Genomic DNA, 20150 nt, shown 5'->3' with positions numbered 1-20150 from the left:
GTCACGGGAAGAACCGGCGAGTCAGGTCATTGCGGCGGCAGTTGTGCCAACTGAACGAGGCGTACGCCCTCCCGTCGGGTGACCAGCCGACCACGCCCCGGCGGCAGCGGTCCGGGACGCACCGACCCGACGAGTGCGCCCTCCTCGGGGCTGCCCGCCATCACCAGGCCGGCCGTGGACAGCTCCCGCAGGCGCTGCACGATCGGCTCGTACTGGGCCCGGCTCGCCCCACCGGACCGGCGGGCCAGCACCAGGTGCAGCCCGATGTCCCGGGCGTGCGGCAGATGCTCCTCCAGTGCGCGCAACGGGTTCGCCGGCCCCGCCGCCACCAGGTCGTAGTCGTCCACCAGCACGAACAGCTCAGGCCCGGACCACCAGGACCGGTCCCGCAACTGCTGCGGGGTGACCTCCGGCCCGGGAGCCCGCCGTTCCAGGTACCCGGCGGCCGACTCGACCAGGTCGGCGGTGTGAGCCGCCGCGGTGCCGTACCCGATCAGGTGTGGCGTCTCGATGGCACCGAGCAGGCTGCGCCGGTAGTCGACGAGGATCACCCGGGCCTGCTCGGGAGTGAACCGGGTGATGATCGACGTGGCCAGCGCGCGCAGGAACGACGACTTGCCGCACTCCGAGTCCCCGAAGACCACGAAGTGCGGCTCGGTGGCGAAGTCGAGCGACACCGGGCGCAGGTCCGCCTCCGCGATCCCGATCGGCAGCCGCAGCCCGGTCGTCGAGGTGAGGTCCAGATCGGCGTACGGCAGCACCGGCGGGAGCAGCCGCACCCGGGGTGCCCGAGCACCCGCCCACCCGTCGGCGGCCCTCTTGACCAGGTCGGCGGTGTCTGCGCCGGCGGTACCGAGCTGCGGCAGCGCGGTGAGGAAGTGCAGGCCCTCAGCGGTCACCCCTCGGCCGGAGCGCTCCGGCACGTTCGCGGCCGCACGCCGGGCCACCAACGAGTCGGCCGGGTCACCGAGGCGCAGCTCCAGCCGGGAGCCGAACAGGTCCCGGATCGCCGGGCGGAAATCCAACCATCGCAGCCCGGTGGCGACCACGTGCAGCCCGTACGACAGGCCCCGGGTGGCCAGGTCGGTGACGAGGGGCTCCAGGTCGTCGTACTCGCCGCGGATGGTGGTCCACCCGTCGATCACCAGGAACACGTCGCCGTACGGGTCGGTGCCCGGCTGGCCCACGGTCCCCGCCGCCGCTCGACGCTGCCGGTACGCGGCCATCGACTCCACGCCCAGCTCGGCGAAGCGGCGTTCCCGGTCGACCAGCAGGGTGGTCATCTCGCCGACGGTGCGTCGTACGGCGGTCGGGTCGGCGCGGCCGGTCACCCCGCCGACGTGCGGAAGGTCGCGCAGCGCGGCCAACCCGCCGCCGCCGAAGTCGAGACAGTAGACCTGCACCTCGGCCGGTGTGTGGGTGAGCGCCAGCGCGCAGATCAGCGTGCGCAGGGCGGTGGACTTGCCGCTCTGCGGCGCGCCGACCACCGCGACGTGGCCGGCAGCACCGTCCAGCGCCAGCCAGAGCAGGTCCCGACGCTGCTCCAATGGTTTGTCCACCACCGCCATCGGCACGCCGAGTGCCCCGTGCAACTCAGGGTTGCCCACGGTCAGCCCGCGTTTCGGGTGCACCTCGACCGGACCGAGCAGCTCGTCCAGGGCGGGCGGTTGGCCGAGCGGCGGAAGCCAGACCTGGTGCGCCGGCGGGCCCTGCCCGACGAGCCGGTCCACCAGCAGGTCGAGCAGCGTCCTGGTGCCCTCCTCCTCCGCCACGACGGGCAGGGCCGGGGTCGCCGGCTCGGGCACCGGTACGACGTGGGTGGTGAAGGTGAGCAGCCGCGCGCCTCCCTCGGTGGCGACGCCGCCCGGCGCGGCCCGACGGCGGACGGCACCGGAGACGTACGCGGCCTTGAAGCGGGCCAGCGGGTCGGTGCCGGCCCGCAGGTAGCCGTGGCCCGGTGAGCGGGGCAGCTCGTGCGCGTCCGCCACGCCGAGCACCGTCCGGGACTCCAGCGCCGAGAAGGTGCGCAACCCGATCCGGTACGAGAGGTGGGTGTCCAACCCACGGAGCCGGCCCTCCTCCAGGCGCTGGCTGGCGAGCAGCAGGTGCACGCCGAGCGACCGGCCCAGTCGGCCGATCTGCACGAACAGGTCGATGAAGTCGGGCTTGGCGGAGAGCAGCTCCGAGAATTCGTCGCAGATCAGCAGCAACGACGGCAGCGGGGCGAGAGGGCTGCCGGCCGCCCTGGCGCGCTCGTAGTCGCGCACGCTGGCGAAGTTTCCGGCCCGCCGCAGCAACTCCTGGCGGCGGACCAACTCCCCGTTGATCGCGTCCACCATGCGATCGACGAGGGGCAACGCGTCGGCCAGGTTGGTGATCACGGCCGCGGTGTGCGGCAGCCGGTCGAACGAGGTGAAGGTGGCGCCACCCTTGAAGTCGACGAGCACGAAGTTGAGCTGCTCGGAGCTGTGCGTGGCGGCGAGCCCCAGCACCAGCGTGCGCAGCAGCTCGGACTTGCCGGAGCCGGTCGCCCCGATGAGCAGACCGTGCGGGCCCATGCCGTCCTGGGCGGACTCCTTGAGGTCCAGCTCGATGGCCCCGCCGTCCGCGCCCACACCGATCGGCACCCGCAACCGGTCCCGTGCCGAGCGCGGCAACCAGCCCTGTTCCGCGCTGAAGCTCTCCGGGTCACCGAGGCCGAGCAGCTCGGGGAGGCCCAGGTCGGCCTGGAGTGGGGAGTCCGGCCCGCGGGCCGCGCCGGCGAGCCGCAGCGGTGCCAACCGTCGGGCGACCGCCTCGGCGTCGGCCAGGTCCAACTGGTCGGCGGTGCCCACCTCGGCGTGCCCGTCGGACGAGCGCGAGTGCAGCCGCCGGCCGTGCAACTCCAGCAGCAGCGCGTACCGGTCCAGCAGTCGGGGCGGCGGGGTGTCCAGGTCCAGCACGGTGACGGCGTCGATGCCGCCGTCGCCGGTCAGGTCACTGGCACCGGTCAGGTCGCCGCCGTCGAGGACCACCACCACGTGCTGGCCGTCGGTGGCCGGGCCGGCCGGGCTGAACCGGGACCGGGTGGCCAGGACGTCGGCCAGCAGCGACTCCAACTCGGCGGCCGAGCTGGTGACCAGGCGTACCGGGCCGAGCGCGTCGGCGCGGCCGGGATGGTGGGCGTGCGGAAGCCACTTCACCCACTCCCAGCAGGCGCGGCGCTCCGGCCCGGCGCAGACCGCGACGAGCAGCTCGTCGGGGGCGTGGAAGACGGCCAACTGGGTCAGCACGGCCCGGACCAGCGCCTGCGCCGCCGGGTCGCCGGTGGGTGGCCCGCCGGTGGTCGGGGTGGTCGCGGCCCGGCCACGGGCGGCGGATCGCACGTGCACCCGGGCGAAGCTGCGCAGCGACAGCGCCACCGGCAGGTCCGGCACCACCGAGTACGCGTCCAGGAAGCGGCGCAGCGCGCCGGCGGTCATCGGCTCGAGCTCCTCCAGTGGCCGGGTGACCGGTGGGACCAGCGGGGTGGCCAGGGTCTGCGGCCCGACGGCGACCCGCACGACAGCGAAATCGGGGTCGGCGGGGCGCCGTTCCCAGACCCGGTGGCTGTCCACCGTCGACCAGAGCCGGCCCGGATCCGGGTGCCGGTAGTAGAGCCCGGCCCGTTGCTGGCCCGCGGTGCGCCGTACCCGCCGCCGCAGTGTGGCCAGGTGGCGCAGGTACTCCCTGCGGGCGGCCATCATCTCGGACTTCTTCGGGGTGCCGGAGGCGCTGCCCCAGGACGTCACCAGCATCGCCAACGAGGAGAGCCCGAACATGCCGCCCACCACGTACGAGTAGGCCCCGCCGCCCCGGCCGAACATCATCGCCATCGCCACGGTGCCGCCGAGCATGGGCAGCAGCATGAGCAGTTGCTGCCACCGCCCGCCGGTCACCACGGGGATCTCCGGTGGCGCGTCGACCGACAGCTCACCGCCGGGAATCTCCGGCGCTGGTCGGCGCGGTGGGCGCTTGATGACGACGGTGGACACTCGGCCTCCTGACAGCGCTGGGTAACCCGAGCCTGGCTCATGGTAGGTAAAGTCCTGTCGTCCGCGCAGCCTCCGATCCCAGTCGATATGGAGACCAGTCGATGACTACCGGGCTGGCACGCGTCACCATCAGCGCGCCGCAACGACGGGTGGACGTCGCCCTGCCGGAGCAGGTGCCCCTGGCTGAGCTGCTGCCCGACGTGCTCCGGCACGCCGGTGTCGGGCTCGCCGACGACGGCGAGCAGCACGGCGGTTGGGTCCTCCGCCGCACCGACGGGGCGCTGCTGGTGACCGCACAGGCGCTGCTGCCGCAGGGGGTCCGCGACGGTGAGGTGCTGCACCTCGTGCCGGCCCGCGCACACTGGCCCGAGTTGGAGTACGACGACGTCATCGAGGCCATCGCCGACGGTGCTCGCCGCCGCGGCGGCGCCTGGTCGCCGACCGCCACCCGGGCAGCCGGCCTGGCGGGTGCCGCCGTACCGCTCGCGGTCGGACTGCTCGCGCTGCTCGCCGGCGGTCCGACGCAACGGGCCGGCTGGCTGGCGGCCGCCGCGGTGGCGCTGGTGCTCACCGTGGCCGGCACGGTGGCCTCCCGTGCCAACGGCGACGGCACCGCCGGGGCGACGCTCGGCGGCTACGCGCTGCCGTACGCGTTCACGGCCGGTGCCCTGGCCGTCGGCTCCGGTGATCCGGTCGGGCCGATCGGGCCGGCCCGCTGGGTGGGCGCTCCCGAACTGCTGGCCGGCTCGGTCGCGCTGCTGCTGGTGGCGTTGATCGGTCTCCTCGGAGTGGCCAGTCGGCTGCGGGTCTTCGTGGCCGGCGTCACTGTCGGCCTGATCGGCGCGGGGGCCGCGCTCGGTGGGCTGCTGACGACCACTGCCGGTACGGCGGCGGTGCTGCTCAGCGCACTGGTCTTCGCCGTCGGCGTCATCCCGCTGCTGGCCATCCGGCTGGGCAAGCTGCCACTGCCGCCGATCACCCTGCCGGCCGCAACCCCCGCCGAGGAGCCGGAGCGGGTCCGGGATCTGCCGGACCGGGGCCGGGTGCTCGCGGCGGTGATCCGCACCGAGGAGATGCTCACCGGGATGCTCATCGGCCACGCGCTGCTGGTGGTGGCCACAGCGGTCGTCCTCGTGGTCGCCGGTGGCACGGCGGGCCGGGTGCTGGTGGCGGTCACCTCGGCTGTGCTGCTGCTGCGGTCGCGGCTGTTCGTGGCGCTGCGACACCGGGTGCCGACGGTGCTCGCCGGGCTGGCCGGCTACGCGGCGCTGGGTGCCGTGCTGGTCGGTCGGGCCGACGAGACGGGGCGACTGGTGCTGGTTCTGGGCGGGGCGGCGCTGGCCCTGGTGGCGGTCGCCAGCGGCACCGGGTACGCCCGCCGGCCGGTCTCGCCGTACCTCGGAAGGGTCGCGGACCTCACCGACACGGCCCTGGTGGTCGCCGTGGTGCCGATCGCCTGCGCGGTGCTCGACCTGTACGACAGGGCCCGAGGGTTGCTCGGTTGAGCGACCCTCGGGCCCTGTGCGTCAGCGGTCGTCAGTGCATGGACTCGCCGCGCGCCTCGGCGTCGCGGGCCCGCTTGTAGGAGGCGTGGATCTCGGCCTCGGCCTCGGTGCGGCCGACCCAGGTCGCGCCCTCCACCGACTTGCCGGGCTCCAGGTCCTTGTAGACCTCGAAGAAGTGCTGAATCTCCAGGCGGTCGAACTCGCCCAGGTGGTGGATGTCGCGCAGGTGCTCCTGGCGAGGGTCCTCGTAGGGCACGCAGAGGACCTTGTCGTCCCCACCCTTCTCGTCGGTCATCCGGAACATGCCGATGGTGCGGCAGCGGATCAGACAGCCCGGGAAGGTCGGCTCGGGGACCAGCACGAGGGCGTCCAGCGGGTCGCCGTCCTCGCCCAGGGTGCCCTCGATGAACCCGTAGTCGGCCGGGTACTGGGTGGAGGTGAAGAGGGTGCGGTCCAACCGGATCCGGCCGGTCTTGTGGTCCACCTCGTACTTGTTCCGGTGACCTTTGGGGATCTCAACCGTCACGTCGAAATCCATCTGCACGCTCCCTCGTCTGCCCACGCTGGCTAACGGAACCACTGGCGGCCCTCCGGACAGGTGAATGCCCACCCGCCGACTCCGGCCGCCGCATAGTCTTCGGACCGAAGTAGTGTCACCCAAGCCGATTTTCGCTGGGGGAGGAGGGGGTCGTGGGGAGGGAAGATTCACACTACCGCCCGCATGGGGGCTCCGCGCACGGTACCGGACGATCCGGCTCCGGCAGTGCCAAGGGGCGGGTCCCGGTGCCGGAGGCGCACCTCCCACGGCCTCCCGAGGTAACGACCCCGGCACCGGAGACGGTGCCCGAGCGGCCCCCGCCGCTGCCCTGGCGCCCACCGGTCGGGCCGGCATCGCCCGCTCCGAACGCGGGTCGGTTCCCGGTAGCCGGCGGTGACCAACCGGTGAGCGGCCCGCCACACGGCAGTGCCACGGTCCCGGTGAGCCCTGCGCCGCTCAGCCCGTCGTTCGGTCCTGGGCCGACCGCCCCCGACCAAGGTGAGGTCCCCCCGGTGGGGCCGCCGATCTCCGCGTTGCCGGCACCCGCCGACGCCGCGCCAGCGCCCGCACCCGCCGCGCCGCGCCGCCGGAGGCGGCTGCCCCTGGTGCTGGCCGCCGCGCTCCTGCTGGTGCTCGCCAGCGTCGGAGTCGTGATCACCCGTCCCGGCCCGATCGCCGGATGGCTGGGCGACGACGCCGGGTCCGGGCCGAACGCGGTCGGCGTGACTCCGGAACCCGCCCCGTCGGACGTGCTGGGCGGCCCGGATTCGAACGCCCCGGTGCCCACCCCGGACGGGGTTCGGGCCGTGCTCGATCCACTGGTCGGCGTCGCCGCCCTGGGTGACCGGGTGAACGTCTCGGTCGCCGACGTGATCACCGGTCAGACGTTGTTCGCCAAGGGGGCGGACGACGGCACAGTGCCCGCCTCGGTGACGAAGCTGGCGACCGCGGTGACAGTGCTGGCGGCCCGGGGGCCGGGCTACCGGATTCCCACCCGTGCCGTGGCCGGCGCGAAGGCCGGCGAGGTGGTGATCATCGGGGGTGGTGACCCGACCCTCGCGATCAACAAGAAGGGTTACTACCCGGGCGCGGCGCGCCTCGACGATCTGGCCGCCCAGGTGCGTACCGCGCTCGGCGGCACGCCCCCGACCAGTGTCACGGTCGACGGTTCGGTCTACTCCGGCCCGGTCTACGGCCCCGGCTGGGACGACGACATCCCCACCGGCGGTTCGGGGGGCGCGGTGACCGCGCTGATGACCGACGGCGCGCGTACCGACCCGGGCGTCGAGCACGGGTCCGCCCCGCGGTTCGCCGAGCCGGACCTGGCCGCCGGCAAGGCGTTCGCCCGGTTGCTCGGGGTTCCGACCGACTCCGTGAAGCGGGGCACGGCCCCGCCCCAGGCGGCGGCCGGTGCCAGCCCGGCACCGGGCACCGAACTGGGCGTGGTGCAGTCCCCGCCGCTGATCAGGCTGGTCGACGTCATGATCAGCGAGAGTGACAACCTGGTGGCCGAGGCGCTCGCCCGGCAGGTCGCGTTGGCCCGCGGTCAACCCGCCTCGTTCGACGGCGGCGCCGCCGCCATGGACGCCGAGGTGGCGGAGCTGGGCCTGCCCGCCGACGAGATCAGCGTCTCCGACGGCAGCGGCCTGTCCCGGCTCAACCGGATCAGCCCGTCGCTGCTGACCGATCTGATCCGTTTGGCCGCCAGTCCGGACCATCCGGAGCTGGCCGGCGTCTTCGGTGGTCTCCCGGTGGGCGGTTGGTCCGGGACCCTGAACGAGCGCTACCGCACCGCCGCGGGCACCGCCGCGGGCGCGGGCAGCGTCCGGGCCAAGACCGGCACACTGACCGGCGTGCACTCCGTCGCGGGCCTGGTCACCACCGCCGACGGCCGGCTGTTGACCTTCGCGGTGCTCACCGACAAGGTCCCGGGGGACCGGGACACCGCCCAGCCGGCACTGGACCGGATCGCCGCCGCGCTGGCCGGTTGCGGCTGCGGCTGACCGTCGCCAAATCGGGGGCGACGCGGTCGCCATCGGCGTCGATCGAGGGCACGAGCCCGGGCCGGGGTGTCGCGGCACGGGTACGGTGGGTTCATGGCGCAGTTCGTGGACTGGGATCTGGCCGCCGCCACCGCGGGGGCGTTGAGCAAGTCTGGCCCCCGCGTGTCGTACGCGGAAGCCACCGACGTGGTCGGCGACCTGCGTCGGCTGACCGACGAGGCGGCCGGGCACGTGGCCGACTACACGGGGTTGCGGGCGCAGGTGTCGCATCCGCCGGTCCGGGTGGTCGACCGCCGAGACTGGGCCGCGACCAACATCGCCGGTCTCCGCGAGGTGATCACACCGCTGGTGAGTCGGCTCTCCGGCGACAAGCAACCGGGCGCGTTGACCGAGGCGATCGGGTCCCGGCTCACCGGGGTGCAGGCCGGGACGGTGCTGGCCTACCTCTCCGGCCGGGTGCTCGGGCAGTACGAGGTCTTCTCGGCCGACCCGGGCCAGCTGCTGCTGGTCGCACCGAACATCGTCGAGGTGGAGCGCAAGCTCGGCGCCGACCCTCGGGACTTCCGGCTGTGGGTGTGTCTGCACGAGGTCACCCACCGCACCCAGTTCACGGCCGTGCCGTGGATGCGGGCCTATTTCCTCGGCGAGGTGCAGGCGTTCGTCGACGCCTCGTCCAGCGGAAGCGAGCACCTGGTCGAGCGGTTGCGGCGCGGGGTGGCCACGCTGTCCGACGCGGTCCGTGATCCGGAGAGCCGCACCAGCGTGCTGGACATCGTGCAGACCCCGGCGCAGCGGGCCGTACTGGACCGGCTCACCGCGTTGATGACCCTGCTGGAGGGGCACGCCGAGTTCGTGATGGACGGCGTCGGCCCGCAGGTGATCCCGAGCGTGGAGCGGATCCGGGCGTCGTTCAACCGACGCCGGGAGGCGGGCAACCCGCTGGAGAAGGCGATCCGCCGGCTGCTCGGCGTGGACGTCAAGATGCGCCAGTACGCCGAGGGCCGCAAGTTCGTGCACGGGGTGGTGGAACGCGTCGGCATGGACGGCTTCAACTCGATCTTCAACTCGCCGCTGACCCTGCCTCGGCTGTCGGAGTTGGGTGACCCGGACGCCTGGGTCGCCCGCGTGCACGGCCCCGCCGGCACCATCCCGGCCGCTGGCTGACCACCCGCCGGTGGCCGCGCTCGCTCCGCCGGTGGCCGCGATCCGGGTGGCGGTCCGCCGCGCCCTGACCGGTCTGCCGTCCGGCGGGCCGGTGCTGGTCGCCTGCTCCGGTGGTGCCGACTCGCTCGCGCTCGCGGCGGCCACCGCCTTCGTGGCGCCACGGCTGGGCCGCGCCGCGGGGCTCGTCACCGTCGACCACGGCTTGCAGGACGGCTCCGCGGAGCGCGCCGAGGCGGTGGCCACCTGGGGACGAGGGGTCGGGTTCGTGTCGACGACTGTGGTCCGGGTGGAGGTGGCCGGGCGTCCCGGCGGGCCGGAGGCGGCCGCCCGCGAGGCCCGCTACCAGGCGCTGACCGAGGCGGCCCGGCAACAGAACGCCGTCGCGGTGCTCACCGGGCACACCCGTGACGACCAGGCGGAGACGGTGCTGCTCGCGCTCGCCCGGGGCGCCGGCCCGCGAGGGCTGGCTGGAATGCCCGCCCGCCGCGATCTGGGCGGGGTGCCACTGCTGCGTCCGCTGCTGGAAATCGGTCGGGACCAGACCCGCGCCGCCTGCGCCGTCCTCGGGCTGAGCCCGTGGCAGGACCCGCACAACAGCGACCCGTCGTACGCCCGGTCGAGGGTGCGGGGCGACCTTCTGCCGGCGCTGGTGCGGGCGCTCGGGCCAGGTGTTGTGGACAACCTGGCGCGTACCGCCCGGCTGGTGGCCGCCGACAACGCCGCGCTCGACGAGTTGGCGGGAACGGCTCTGGCGGCGGCCCGGTGCCCCGACGGAGGGCTGTCCGTGCCGGCGCTGCTCGGCCTGGTTCCCGCCGTACGCGGCCGGGTGCTGCACTCCTGGGCCCGCGAGTTGGGCGCGCTGCCCGGTGCCCTGTCGCACCGGCACGTGGCCGCTCTGGACGCCCTGGTGACCGATTGGCACGGTCAGGGCCCGACCGACCTGCCCGGCGGTGTACGGGTGCTCCGCCGCGACGGCCGGCTGGCATCGGTGCGCCCCGCCTGACCTGCCGGCCGGTCTCAGCCGCTGAGTGCCCGGTCCCGGAAGGTGGTCCGGTAACTGTGTGGGGTGGCACCGACCCGGCGACTGAAGTGGTGACGCAACGCGGCCGCGTCGCCGAAGCCGGACTGGTCGGCGACCGCCTCCACGCTCAACGGGGTCTCCTCGAGCAGCCGCCGGGCGAGCAGCACCCGCTGGTTGGTGAGCCAGTCGTGTGGGGTGGTGCCGGTCTCGGCGCGGAACCGGCGGGCGAACGTGCGGGGCGCCATGCCGGCGCGGGCGGCCAACTCCTCCACGGTGATCGTCCGGTCCAGGTGGCCCATCAGCCACTCCAGCACCGGTTCGAGGGTGGGTGCCTCGGGCGCCTTCGGGATGGGCGCCTCGACGTACTGGGACTGGCCGCCGTCGCGGTGCGGTGGGACCACCATCCGCCGGGCCAGCCGGGTCGCGGTGGCCGAGCCGTGCTCCTGGCGGATCAGGTGCAGGCACGCGTCGATGCCGGCCGCCGTGCCCGCGCTGGTGAGCAACCGACCGTCCTGGACGTAGAGCGAGTTGCACCGCACCCGGGCGCGCGGGTGCCGGCGTTGCAGCTCGTCGACGTACCGCCAGTGGGTCGTGCACTCACGGTCGTCGAGCAGCCCGGCCTCGCCGAGCAGGAAGGCTCCGGAGCAGACGCTGAACAGGTGCGCTCCGCGGGCGTCGGCCCGGCGGAGCGCGTCGAGTACCGGGCCGGGGACCGTGGTGCCCTGGCTGTGCGCGGGGATGGCCACCAAATCGGCCTCGTCGACCGGGCCGAGGTCGGCGTGTGGGGTGAGGTGGAAGCCGGACGAGGTACGCACGGGAGCGCCGTCCGGGCTGCACACCTGGAAGCGGTAGGCGGGGAAACCGTCGGCTGTCCGGTCGGTGCCGAACACCTCGGCGAGCACGCCGAGCTCGAAGGGAGCGACCTGGTCGAGGGCGAGGACGGCAACGGACCGCAGCATGTGACGAGGGTAACCCGACAGGTGGCAGTAAATCGATGACCACTGGCATTCCTGCCACTGTCCGATCGCTTCGCGAGGTCGCAGACTTGTCTCAGTCCGGTGCGCACCGGCGGCGAAACCGACAGCAATCATGCGAAAGCGAGCGCCGCCATGGAGTTCCTGTTCATCCTCCTGTTCCTCGTCCTCCTCGCCGCCGCCTCGGCGGCAGGCCTCACCGTCGACAGCCACGATTCGGCCGACTGGAAGCCGAGCGACGATGGCCGCCGCTGGCGGTCACGCACCAACTGATGTGATTAGCGTTGTTTGCGCAGAAAATCCTCGGCGGGACCGCGCCAAAAGGTGCGGCCCCGCCGACGGAGTCCATCCGACGTACGGCAGGCTAGGAGTCATGGCTGACGGCTCCTGGTACGACGCCGACATCGACCACGTGATCATCTCCGAGGCGCAGATCCGCGAGAAGACGGCGGAGCTGGCCAAGCAGGTCTCCGCCGACTACTCCCACGTGGGCGACGGGCTTCTGCTGGTGTGCGTACTCAAGGGCGCGGTGATGTTCATGGCGGACTTCGCCCGGGCGCTGGGCCGCAACGGCCCGCCGGCCGAGCTCGACTTCATGGCCATCTCGTCCTACGGCCAGGGCACCACCTCCTCCGGGGTGGTCCGCATCCTCAAGGATCTGGACCGGGACATCGCCGGTCGGCACGTGATCGTCGTCGAGGACATCGTCGACTCCGGGCTCACGCTCTCCTGGCTGCTGCGCTACCTCGAGTCGCGCTCGGCGGCGAGCGTCGAGGTGGTCGCCCTGTTCCGCAAGCCGGACGCCGTGAAGGTGCCGGTACCGGTGAAGTACGTCGGCTTCGACATCCCCACCGAGTTCGTGGTCGGTTACGGCCTCGACTTCGCCGAGCGCTACCGGGAGCTGCCGTACGTCGGGGTGCTCAAGCCCGAGGTCTACGCCCGCTCCTGACGCCGGGCCGACCCGTCGCGACGGCCCGCGGGTCGACATGAGCCCGACTTGTATCGGCATCCATCAAGCCGACGTTCAGCGCGCTCTCAGCTGATGCGGTTACCGTGTAGCACGGTGGCCCGGAGGTTCCTCCGCGCTCGACCCACTCGATCGCGTGACCGGGCGCTCGGGTGGCCGAGCCGGACTCCCCGCCACGCCGGCTTCCACCCGGACTCGCCGTACGTTGGCTGCGGGGCTGGTGGGCCTGCCCACGGTGCGTGTCGTCGATGTCGAAGGCACGTCAAGTGCGGAGGCTCGCAGGTTCGCTGCTGGCGTACACGGTCTTTTGATGGTGCACGAGTGCGGGGCTCGCAAGCTCACTCCTCGCGTACACGGTGTACCGTCGAATGACCGCGGCGCGGTAGTTTTCGCGCCTCGGGGTCGAGTCGGCCCGCACGGCGGCTCCGGCCGCCGCTCAACGCGGCGACACCATCAGACGGTCAGGACGTCGATCAGGAGGATGCGGGCGCCCCGGCGCTCGACAACAGTATGGAACGTACGCGTTTCTTCCGCCGACCGGTGGTCTGGATCATCCTGGTCATCCTCGGCGCCGTTGTGCTCAGTCAGCTGTTCACCAGTGGTCCCAGCTACCACCGCGTGGACACTTCCGTTGCGCTCGATCAACTGCACACCGCCAAGATCAACAAGGTGGTCTTCCAGGACAAGGAGCAGACGCTCCAGCTGGACCTGGCCCAGAAGACCAAGTTCGGCAAGACCGAGACCAACAAGATCGAGGCCCAGTTCCCGTACCAGGCCGGCGACCAGATCTGGAACGAGGTGCTGGACGCCAAGGCGAACAACCGGGTCACCGGCCCGGCCGACGCCAAGGTCTCCTCGGACAGCATCTGGGTGAGCCTGCTGGTCAACCTGCTGCCGATCGCGCTGCTCGTGCTCCTGCTGCTGTTCTTCATGTCGCAGATGCAGGGCGGCGGCTCCCGGGTGCTCAACTTCGGCAAGTCCAAGGCCAAGATGATCACCAAGGACACTCCGAAGACGACCTTCGCGGACGTCGCGGGTGCCGAGGAGGCCGTCGAAGAGCTGTACGAGATCAAGGACTTCCTGCAGAACCCGGCCAAGTACCAGGCCCTCGGCGCCAAGATCCCGAAGGGCGTGCTGCTGTTCGGCCCGCCCGGCACCGGCAAGACGCTGCTGGCCCGCGCGGTCGCCGGCGAGGCCGGCGTGCCCTTCTACTCCATCTCCGGCTCCGACTTCGTGGAGATGTTCGTCGGTGTCGGCGCCAGCCGGGTCCGTGACCTGTTCGAGCAGGCCAAGACGAACGCCCCGGCGATCGTCTTCGTCGACGAGATCGACGCCGTCGGCCGGCACCGTGGCGCCGGCATGGGCGGCGGCCACGACGAGCGGGAGCAGACGCTCAACCAGCTGCTCGTCGAGATGGACGGCTTCGACACCAAGGGCGGGGTCATCCTGATCGCGGCCACCAACCGGCCGGACATCCTCGACCCGGCGCTGCTGCGCCCGGGCCGGTTCGACCGGCAGATCCCGGTGGACGCCCCCGACATGGAGGGCCGCAAGGCCATCCTGCGGGTGCACGCCAAGGGCAAGCCGTTCACGCCCGACGTCGACCTCGACGCGGTGGCCCGTCGCACGCCGGGCTTCAGCGGCGCCGACCTGGCCAACGTGATCAACGAGTCGGCCCTGCTCACCGCTCGCAAGGAGCAGCGGGCGATCACCAACGACTCGTTGGAAGAGTCGATCGACCGGGTGGTCGCCGGTCCGCAGCGGCGGACCCGCGTCATGAGCGACAACGAGAAGAAGATCACCGCGTACCACGAGGGTGGCCACGCGTTGGTCGCCTGGGCGCTGCCGCACGCCGCGCCGGTGCACAAGGTGACGATCCTGTCCCGTGGCCGCTCGCTGGGCCACACCCTGGTGCTCCCCACCGAAGACAAGTACACGCAGACCCGCGCCGAAATGATCGACACCCTGGCGTACGCGCTGGGCGGTCGCGCCGCCGAGGAACTGGTCTTCCACGAGCCGACCACCGGTGCCGGCAATGACATCGAGAAGGCCACCCAACTGGCCCGCGCGATGATCACCCAGTACGGCATGAGCTCCAAGCTCGGCGCGATCAAGTACGGCACCAGCGGGGACGAGCCGTTCCTCGGCCGCAACATGGGCCACGAGCGGGACTACTCGGACTCGGTGGCCGCCGAGATCGACGGCGAGATGCGGGCACTGGTCGAGCTGGCGCACGACGAGGCCTGGGAGATCCTGGTGGAATACCGGGACGTCCTGGACAACATCGTGCTCGAGCTGATGGAGAAGGAAACCCTCTCCACTGCCGACATGGCGCGGATCTGCTCCCGGGTGGTCAAGCGCCCGCCGCTGGCGCCGTACAACGGCTTCGGCAAGCGCCAGCCCTCCACCGAGCCGCCCGTGCTCACCCCTTCGGAGAAGGACAAGCTCAAGGCGCAGGCCCAGGCCGACGGCGCGCAGGCGTCGGTCGGGGGCGTGGCGCCGTCCAACAACTCGGACGGCACGCACTGAGCAACGACCCGACGGCCAGCTCCCCACACCGGGAGCTGGCCGTCTCCGCGACCGAACCCGACGGCGACGACGAGCTGGACTACGTGGCCGCGCGGCTGATCAGCGGCAAGCTGACCGGCCGGCCCGTCGAAGACGCTGTCGACCTCGGCCGGATCGAGAAGGCCGTCCGCGAGATCCTGATCGCGGTCGGCGAGGACCCGGACCGCGACGGACTCCAGCAGACCCCGGCCCGGGTCGCCCGCGCGTACGCCGAACTCTTCGCCGGCCTGCGGGTCGACCCGGCCCAGGTGCTCAGCACCACCTTCGAGGCCAACCACGAAGAGCTGGTCATCGTCCGGGACATCGACGTGATGAGCCTCTGTGAGCACCACCTGCTGCCCTTCCGCGGCAGCGCGCACATCGGCTACATCCCGGGCCCCGACGGGCGGATCACCGGCCTGTCCAAGTTGGCCCGACTCGTCGAGGTCTTCGCCCGTCGTCCGCAGGTGCAGGAACGGCTCACCTCGCAGGTCGCCGACCTGCTGATGAGCAAACTCGCGCCACGCGGCGTCGTCGTCGTGCTCGAATGCGAACACATGTGCATGGCGATGCGCGGCATCCAGAAGTCCGGTGCCAAGACCATCACGTCGGCCGTACGCGGCATCCTGCAGTCCGACTCCAAGTCGCGGGCCGAGGCGATGGCGCTGATCATCCCCCGCTGAGATCCCGTCGCACCACGGCCGGCCGACACCCAACCGGGACGGCCGGCCGTCGCGTTTCCGCTGGGTGTTTGTCAGCCAGCGAGCAGGGCCAGCAGCAGGCCGGCCGTGGCCAGCACCGCCGGCACCAGGCACACCAACGCGCCGAAACGCACCGTACGGTCCAGCCGCTCGGTGGGGCTGACCCGGAACAACCGGCCGATGCCGATCCAACCGGCGACGAACGCGACCGCCGGCATCGGCAGCCCGCAGATCAACGCCGCCACGGTGGCCGGTCCCACCCCCGTCGCCGCCAGAACCACGACCTGGATCAGCGGCACCAACAGCGCGAACGGCCCGTACACCAGGAGGTTGCGCGCCCTCGCGGGCCAAGACCCCGGCCGGAACCGGCGGCGCGCGGCCAGCGCCCCGTCCGCCGCCTCGGCCCAGCCACGCGCGGTCCGTAGCGCCGCCAACACGGCCGCCGGGCCACCCGCCATCGACCGGGCCGCCTCCGTCAGCTCCGGCGGTGACGGCACCAGGGAGATCGCCGGTACGCCCAAATCGCGCAACCGTTCCTGCTGACTCGCCAGCCCGGTACGGAGCACCGTCAACTCCTCCCGGGCGGCCTCCGCCGAGCGGGCCTGCTCACCGGCGGCGGCAGCCGCACCCCGGCGTACCCCGTCCAGCTGGCGAGCGGCCGCTAGATACTCCGTCCAGGCATTGCCGGGCTCGACCGCCCGCGGCGTGGCGTCCCCGGCCGCCGCGGCTGCCCGCTGACGCCCCGGCCCGGTCACCGTCGCGATCGAATCCACCTCGACACCCTCCACGTGCGCCACCCGATCAGCCGGCCACGTCGGCGAACGGCACCAGGACCGTGCCGCGCTCGTCCGGGCCGTCCCAGAGCACCGCCCGGTCGGGGCGCACCTGCCACTCGACCGGCCGACCGAAGACCGCCGTGAGCTGCGCGACCGGCACGTCCAGCACGGCCACCGCCGCCAGCTTGTCGACCTCACCCGCCGGCTCGAACAACGCGGCGAACGGCGGCACCGCCCGCCACCAGCCCAGCAGATGTCGCCCCGCCGGCGGCCCGTCCCGTAGAAGCGACCGCAGCCGGTCCAGCGGCAGCTCCCGGGGACCCGGCCGGTCCAGCCCGAAGACCACCAGATACGTCGGCAGGTCGTCGGCCGCGTCCGCGAGCAGCGTCGGCAGATCCACCAGATCCGCCGAATGGCGGGCCGCCAGATCGGCCGTCAACGCCTCCGCCAGGACCCGGGCCCCGGGATCCGGTGCCGCCACCAGGAAGCGGGCACTGCCCGGCGCGTGGTGAGCCGACGTGCTCCGCGCCGCCGTCGCCAACAGCCCACCCGCCGCGGTGCCCGACCCCAACACCGCGAGGTTGCGCCCAGCCGCCGGCCCCAACGGCACGGCGACCGTCGAGCGGGCCACGTCCACCGCCCGGCCCAACAGGGCGGCCGGCCCGTGAGCCTGTCCCGCCAGGGCCGCCCGGTGGCGCGGATCATTGCCCAGCAGCGGGCGGGCGTAACCCGCGAAGACCACCGGCGGCACCGATCCCGCCGGACGGGCCTCCCACAACTCGTGCCGCAGCTTCTCCACGACCTCCGGATGATCCTGCGGGTCCGGGTGACGGATCAACCGCTCGTGACCCCGGATCGCGCCCCGTGGGCCGCCGAGCCCGCCGGCCGTGTTCACCACCGCGCTGCCCACCGGCAGACCGGCCGCCGAGTCGTTGGTCGGCTCCAACACCGGACTGCCACCCGGCAGCGCCACCCGCACCGGGAACTGCCCGAGCACCGAATCTCGATGACCAGCATCCGCGCGCGCACTCAGCCCCAACTCGCCAGCACCCGCCAGGACCAGATGCACGCCGTACGCCCGACCCGCCCGGGCCAGCCCGTCCAACTGGGCGGCCACCTCGGCGGCCAGCCGGTCCCGCTCGGCGAAGAGCACCGGCACATTGTCCACCACACAGACGATCCGGGGCAGCGGCTGGTGCTGACGCAGCTCCGCGAAGCGTTGCCCCCCGGCCCGAGCACCCGCCTCCGTGCGGCGCTGCACCTCGGCCGTCAACTCGTCCAGCAGATCCCGGACGTACTCCCGGTCGGCGGCCATCGCCGCCGCGCGCACCTGCGGAACCCACGACCGGTCCCGCTCGGTCTGCAGGAACTCCACGAAGGACTCGCCGTCGCCGAGATCCGCCAGGTAGAACGCCACGTCGTCCGGGCCGTACCGGGCGGCCAGGCCGAGCAACGCGGTGGTCAGGAACGCCGCCCGGCCCGCCGCGGACCGGCCGCTCACCAGCCAGTGCGGGGTCAACTCGGTGAAGCCCAACGGCACCGACCGGCCCCCGGCATCGCCGACGGTCGTGGTCAACCCGTCGGCCGAGTCCGATTCCCACAGTCGCTCACCCGTCGGCGGCAGCAGCGCACCCAACGCCAACCGGGAACCCGCCTCCACCTGCTCGGCGAGCCGCCGACAAACCGCGTCGACCAGCTCGGCCGGCGGGTCCGACTCGACGAAGACCGGCGAGTTCAAACCGCCCGGCGGATCAGCGCCCGGCCCGGCGAACGACGCCCCCGGCGGATCGCCGAGCAGCGCGTACGCATTCCGCAACGCCAGCGCAGTGGTGTGCGGCAGCGGTGCCCGGGCCGAGTACGGGCCGGCGGGCGGCCAACCCGCCACCACCAGGTGCAGCCCAGCAGCCGGCCCCTGCTCGGCCAACGTCTCGATGCGCGCCAGATCGGTCGGGCCTGTCGACTCCGGAAGCGCGGCCACCACCAGCAACAGCGTCCGATCGTGGCGGCGTCGCCCACTCGCCCCCGGCGTCACCCACTGCTCCGCCTCGGTCAGCACCGCGCGCAGACCCACCACGTCCACCGCCGGTGGCGGCAACAGGCCAGCATCAGCGAGTGCCCCGAACGGCGTCAGCACAGCCCCGGTGGCATCCACAGCGCGAATCAGCAGGGCACCCGCCGGAGCCGCACCCAACAACCGCAGAAGTACGGCCCGGAGCAACCCCGCAACCCGTGGCTCCCGTGCGTCAGCGTCCACGCTGAGGTGACCGGTGCCGACAAGTGGCACCAACGCGGGGAAACGAGCATCGTCCAACGGTGCCGCAGTACCTACCCGAACGAACGGCGGCGGACCATCACCGGCCGGCGAGTCCACGGTGAGTGAGTCCAGTGCAGCGCCCGACCAGCCCGGCGCCAGCAAGGCCGCAGCCGTCCGCAACCGGTCGGCCACCTCGTACTGGCGACGCTGATCGGCCGGAGCCGGCCGCGTCTCGTCCAGGATCCCGGCAGCCGCGGTCGCGACGGCCGACGCCCGACGGTGCAGGGCTGCGGCGCGGTTTGTGCGAGCCTTCTGACCGGCCACCGCGTCCACCCCCTCTACCCGAGGTTGGCAACCCCTCCCCGAGCAGAGACGGTATCCCAGCCGACGGTCCTCCTCCGGGAGGTGCCTCGGCGCTGCGCCGGTGTTGTCGTGGATCTCACCGGTGGGGGGGTCCGTCACGATCCGCTGGATCTGAGGCATTGGCTCCGGAGCGTCCAGCCGATAACTTCAGGAGGTGGAATCAGTGCAGCCCCCCGCCGGTTCCCAGGTCTCCCGCGTACCGGCCCAGCGGACACCGTCCGAGCAGCTGCCGCCCGCCCCGGCAACGCCGGCACCGCAGCCGCCACGCCGCCGAATGCGGACGGTGCTCACGGTTGTCGCTGGCGTGCTCGCCCTGCTCTGCCTCGGAGGGGTCGCCACCGCCGTGGTCTGGTACAACCGCGCCTCGACACCCGACCGCAGCACCCCGGACGTCGCGGTGATCAATTACCTTCAGGCGACGCTCGTCTCCCGCGACCCAAACCGAGCGGGGTTGTTCACCTGTGAGGGCGCAGTCCCCTCGGTCGATGAGTTCGCTGCGGACGTTGCCGGACGTGAGCGGGAACTTGGCGTCTCTTTTTCAATCAACATCGAAGACGTTGCCGTTACTGAGACTGCCGGCGCCGACGCCACCGTTGTCGCTGTCATTCGGCGGAGTGCCGCAATTGACGGAATTCATCAGAGCTTGACAGACACGTGGCGGTTCGAGTTGAACGACCGGGACGGCTGGCGTGTTTGTGCTGGCTCCCGGATTAGTTGACTTTCATTCAATCCACAGGAGATGCACCGGCACCTCCAGGGTGGTGGGTGACTGACCGCGCCAGGCCCAGCGGTACCACTCCACCTCGGGTGTGACTCGCACGCAGATGTCCCCTTCGGCACCCGAGTAGGTCTCGGTGACCGCTCGAAGGTCACGGTGCTCCAGGCCGCCCTCGACGTGCACCACCCGCCGACCGGTGACCGCGTCCGCTTCGAAGACCGGCGTGGGGGTCCGGTGTGCCGGGCCGTCCAGCGAGACCAACCGGATGCCCGTGTCCCGGGCGTCGTCCACTGCCGGCCGGCTGCCGACCGTCTCCACCCAGACCCGCTCCACGGGCACCAACGGCGCGAACACCTCGACCTGGTCGGCTTCGGCCCGGTACCACTCGTGCTCGGGGATCACCGGCACGTAGGTCCGGGCGCTCTGCACGACCCGGTCGTCCGCGCGCAGGTCCCCGCGCCAACCCATCCCGGGCAACCCGACCAGCACCCGTCGGCCGCGTAGCTCGACCCGCTCAGTCGCGGGGACGATGGTCAGCGGTCTCGGCGGCTGCGGTGCCCAGTCCGGCTGGTCGGCGAAGGGGTCAGGTAGCGGCCCGGTCATACA

15 protein-coding genes are annotated in these 20150 nt (G+C 72.5%); 9 read left to right on the top strand and 6 right to left on the bottom strand.

Going from position 1 to position 20150, the window contains the following annotated elements:
* Positions 1-26: 26 nt before the first annotated feature.
* Positions 27-4013 (bottom strand): type VII secretion protein EccCa, encoded by a 3987-nt coding sequence (gene eccCa / locus ACIBEF_RS04475; RefSeq protein ID WP_396791131.1) that lies wholly within the window; start codon positions 4011-4013, stop codon positions 27-29.
* Between the two features lie 101 nt (positions 4014-4114).
* Between eccCa and eccD the strand changes: the two genes are divergently transcribed.
* Positions 4115-5518: a type VII secretion integral membrane protein EccD gene (gene eccD / locus ACIBEF_RS04470; RefSeq protein ID WP_396791129.1), complete on the top strand. Its 1404-nt coding sequence runs from the start codon at positions 4115-4117 to the stop codon at positions 5516-5518.
* A gap of 31 nt (positions 5519-5549) precedes the next feature.
* Here eccD and ACIBEF_RS04465 read toward each other — a convergent pair whose 3' ends face one another.
* On the bottom strand, positions 5550-6056 hold the full coding sequence (locus ACIBEF_RS04465) for an inorganic diphosphatase (RefSeq protein ID WP_099849144.1): 507 nt from the start codon (positions 6054-6056) through the stop codon (positions 5550-5552).
* 524 nt (positions 6057-6580) lie between these two features.
* Here ACIBEF_RS04465 and dacB point away from each other — a divergent pair.
* From dacB to tilS, 3 genes are all read left to right on the top strand, one after another.
* A complete protein-coding gene (gene dacB / locus ACIBEF_RS04460) occupies positions 6581-8059 on the top strand; it encodes a D-alanyl-D-alanine carboxypeptidase/D-alanyl-D-alanine-endopeptidase (RefSeq protein ID WP_396791278.1) in 1479 nt (492 codons plus the stop codon).
* 93 nt (positions 8060-8152) lie between these two features.
* On the top strand, positions 8153-9223 hold the full coding sequence (locus tag ACIBEF_RS04455; RefSeq protein WP_396791126.1) for a zinc-dependent metalloprotease: 1071 nt from the start codon (positions 8153-8155) through the stop codon (positions 9221-9223).
* A 10-nt stretch (positions 9224-9233) separates the two neighbouring features.
* On the top strand, positions 9234-10226 hold the full coding sequence (tilS, locus tag ACIBEF_RS04450; protein WP_396791124.1) for a tRNA lysidine(34) synthetase TilS: 993 nt from the start codon (positions 9234-9236) through the stop codon (positions 10224-10226).
* Between the two features lie 14 nt (positions 10227-10240).
* On the opposite strand, the gene ACIBEF_RS04445 is transcribed toward tilS, so the two are convergent.
* The gene (locus ACIBEF_RS04445; protein ID WP_396791122.1) at positions 10241-11203 is read right to left on the bottom strand and encodes a GlxA family transcriptional regulator; all 963 of its coding nucleotides are present in this window, start codon (positions 11201-11203) and stop codon (positions 10241-10243) included.
* 99 nt (positions 11204-11302) lie between these two features.
* Between ACIBEF_RS04445 and ACIBEF_RS04440 the strand changes: the two genes are divergently transcribed.
* The 4 genes from ACIBEF_RS04440 to folE all read left to right on the top strand — a co-directional run bounded on the left by ACIBEF_RS04440 (position 11303) and on the right by folE (position 15415).
* Positions 11303-11491 (top strand): hypothetical protein, encoded by a 189-nt coding sequence (locus ACIBEF_RS04440; protein WP_124860879.1) that lies wholly within the window; start codon positions 11303-11305, stop codon positions 11489-11491.
* Between the two features lie 100 nt (positions 11492-11591).
* Positions 11592-12167 carry a hypoxanthine phosphoribosyltransferase gene (gene hpt, locus ACIBEF_RS04435; RefSeq protein ID WP_091403272.1) on the top strand — a complete coding sequence of 192 codons (576 nt, stop codon included), beginning with the start codon at positions 11592-11594 and terminating at the stop codon, positions 12165-12167.
* 528 nt (positions 12168-12695) lie between these two features.
* Positions 12696-14714, top strand: a complete 2019-nt coding sequence (ftsH, locus tag ACIBEF_RS04430; RefSeq protein WP_396791119.1) for an ATP-dependent zinc metalloprotease FtsH — start codon at positions 12696-12698, stop codon at positions 14712-14714.
* 35 nt (positions 14715-14749) lie between these two features.
* The gene (gene folE, locus ACIBEF_RS04425) at positions 14750-15415 is read left to right on the top strand and encodes a GTP cyclohydrolase I FolE (RefSeq protein ID WP_091403265.1); all 666 of its coding nucleotides are present in this window, start codon (positions 14750-14752) and stop codon (positions 15413-15415) included.
* 71 nt (positions 15416-15486) lie between these two features.
* On the opposite strand, the gene ACIBEF_RS04420 is transcribed toward folE, so the two are convergent.
* Positions 15487-16206 carry a hypothetical protein gene (locus ACIBEF_RS04420; protein ID WP_396791117.1) on the bottom strand — a complete coding sequence of 240 codons (720 nt, stop codon included), beginning with the start codon at positions 16204-16206 and terminating at the stop codon, positions 15487-15489.
* Positions 16207-16234: 28 nt separating this feature from the next.
* Positions 16235-18796 (bottom strand): FtsK/SpoIIIE domain-containing protein, encoded by a 2562-nt coding sequence (locus tag ACIBEF_RS04415; protein ID WP_396791115.1) that lies wholly within the window; start codon positions 18794-18796, stop codon positions 16235-16237.
* Between the two features lie 304 nt (positions 18797-19100).
* Here ACIBEF_RS04415 and ACIBEF_RS04410 point away from each other — a divergent pair, with 304 nt between their 5' ends.
* A complete protein-coding gene (locus tag ACIBEF_RS04410) occupies positions 19101-19544 on the top strand; it encodes a hypothetical protein (RefSeq protein WP_396791113.1) in 444 nt (147 codons plus the stop codon).
* Between the two features lie 3 nt (positions 19545-19547).
* On the opposite strand, the gene ACIBEF_RS04405 is transcribed toward ACIBEF_RS04410, so the two are convergent.
* Positions 19548-20147: a hypothetical protein gene (locus ACIBEF_RS04405; RefSeq protein WP_396791111.1), complete on the bottom strand. Its 600-nt coding sequence runs from the start codon at positions 20145-20147 to the stop codon at positions 19548-19550.
* Positions 20148-20150 lie beyond the last annotated feature (3 nt).

This window comes from Micromonospora sp. NPDC050795 (assembly GCF_044456785.1).
GTDB lineage: Bacteria > Actinomycetota > Actinomycetes > Mycobacteriales > Micromonosporaceae > Micromonospora.
This window is presented reverse-complemented; position numbering and strand designations above follow the sequence as displayed.

What these genes read in the sequence shown, in the direction of transcription:
- hpt (WP_091403272.1), top strand. Translation starts at nt 11,592, where the DNA reads ATGGCTGACGGCTCCTGGTACGACGCCGACATCGACCACGTGATCATC.
- ACIBEF_RS04405 (WP_396791111.1), bottom strand. Translation starts at nt 20,147, where the DNA reads ATGACCGGGCCGCTACCTGACCCCTTCGCCGACCAGCCGGACTGGGCA.
- ftsH (WP_396791119.1), top strand. Translation starts at nt 12,696, where the DNA reads ATGGAACGTACGCGTTTCTTCCGCCGACCGGTGGTCTGGATCATCCTG.
- eccD (WP_396791129.1), top strand. Translation starts at nt 4,115, where the DNA reads ATGACTACCGGGCTGGCACGCGTCACCATCAGCGCGCCGCAACGACGG.
- ACIBEF_RS04465 (WP_099849144.1), bottom strand. Translation starts at nt 6,056, where the DNA reads ATGGATTTCGACGTGACGGTTGAGATCCCCAAAGGTCACCGGAACAAG.
- ACIBEF_RS04445 (WP_396791122.1), bottom strand. Translation starts at nt 11,203, where the DNA reads ATGCTGCGGTCCGTTGCCGTCCTCGCCCTCGACCAGGTCGCTCCCTTC.
- ACIBEF_RS04410 (WP_396791113.1), top strand. Translation starts at nt 19,101, where the DNA reads ATGCGGACGGTGCTCACGGTTGTCGCTGGCGTGCTCGCCCTGCTCTGC.
- ACIBEF_RS04455 (WP_396791126.1), top strand. Translation starts at nt 8,153, where the DNA reads ATGGCGCAGTTCGTGGACTGGGATCTGGCCGCCGCCACCGCGGGGGCG.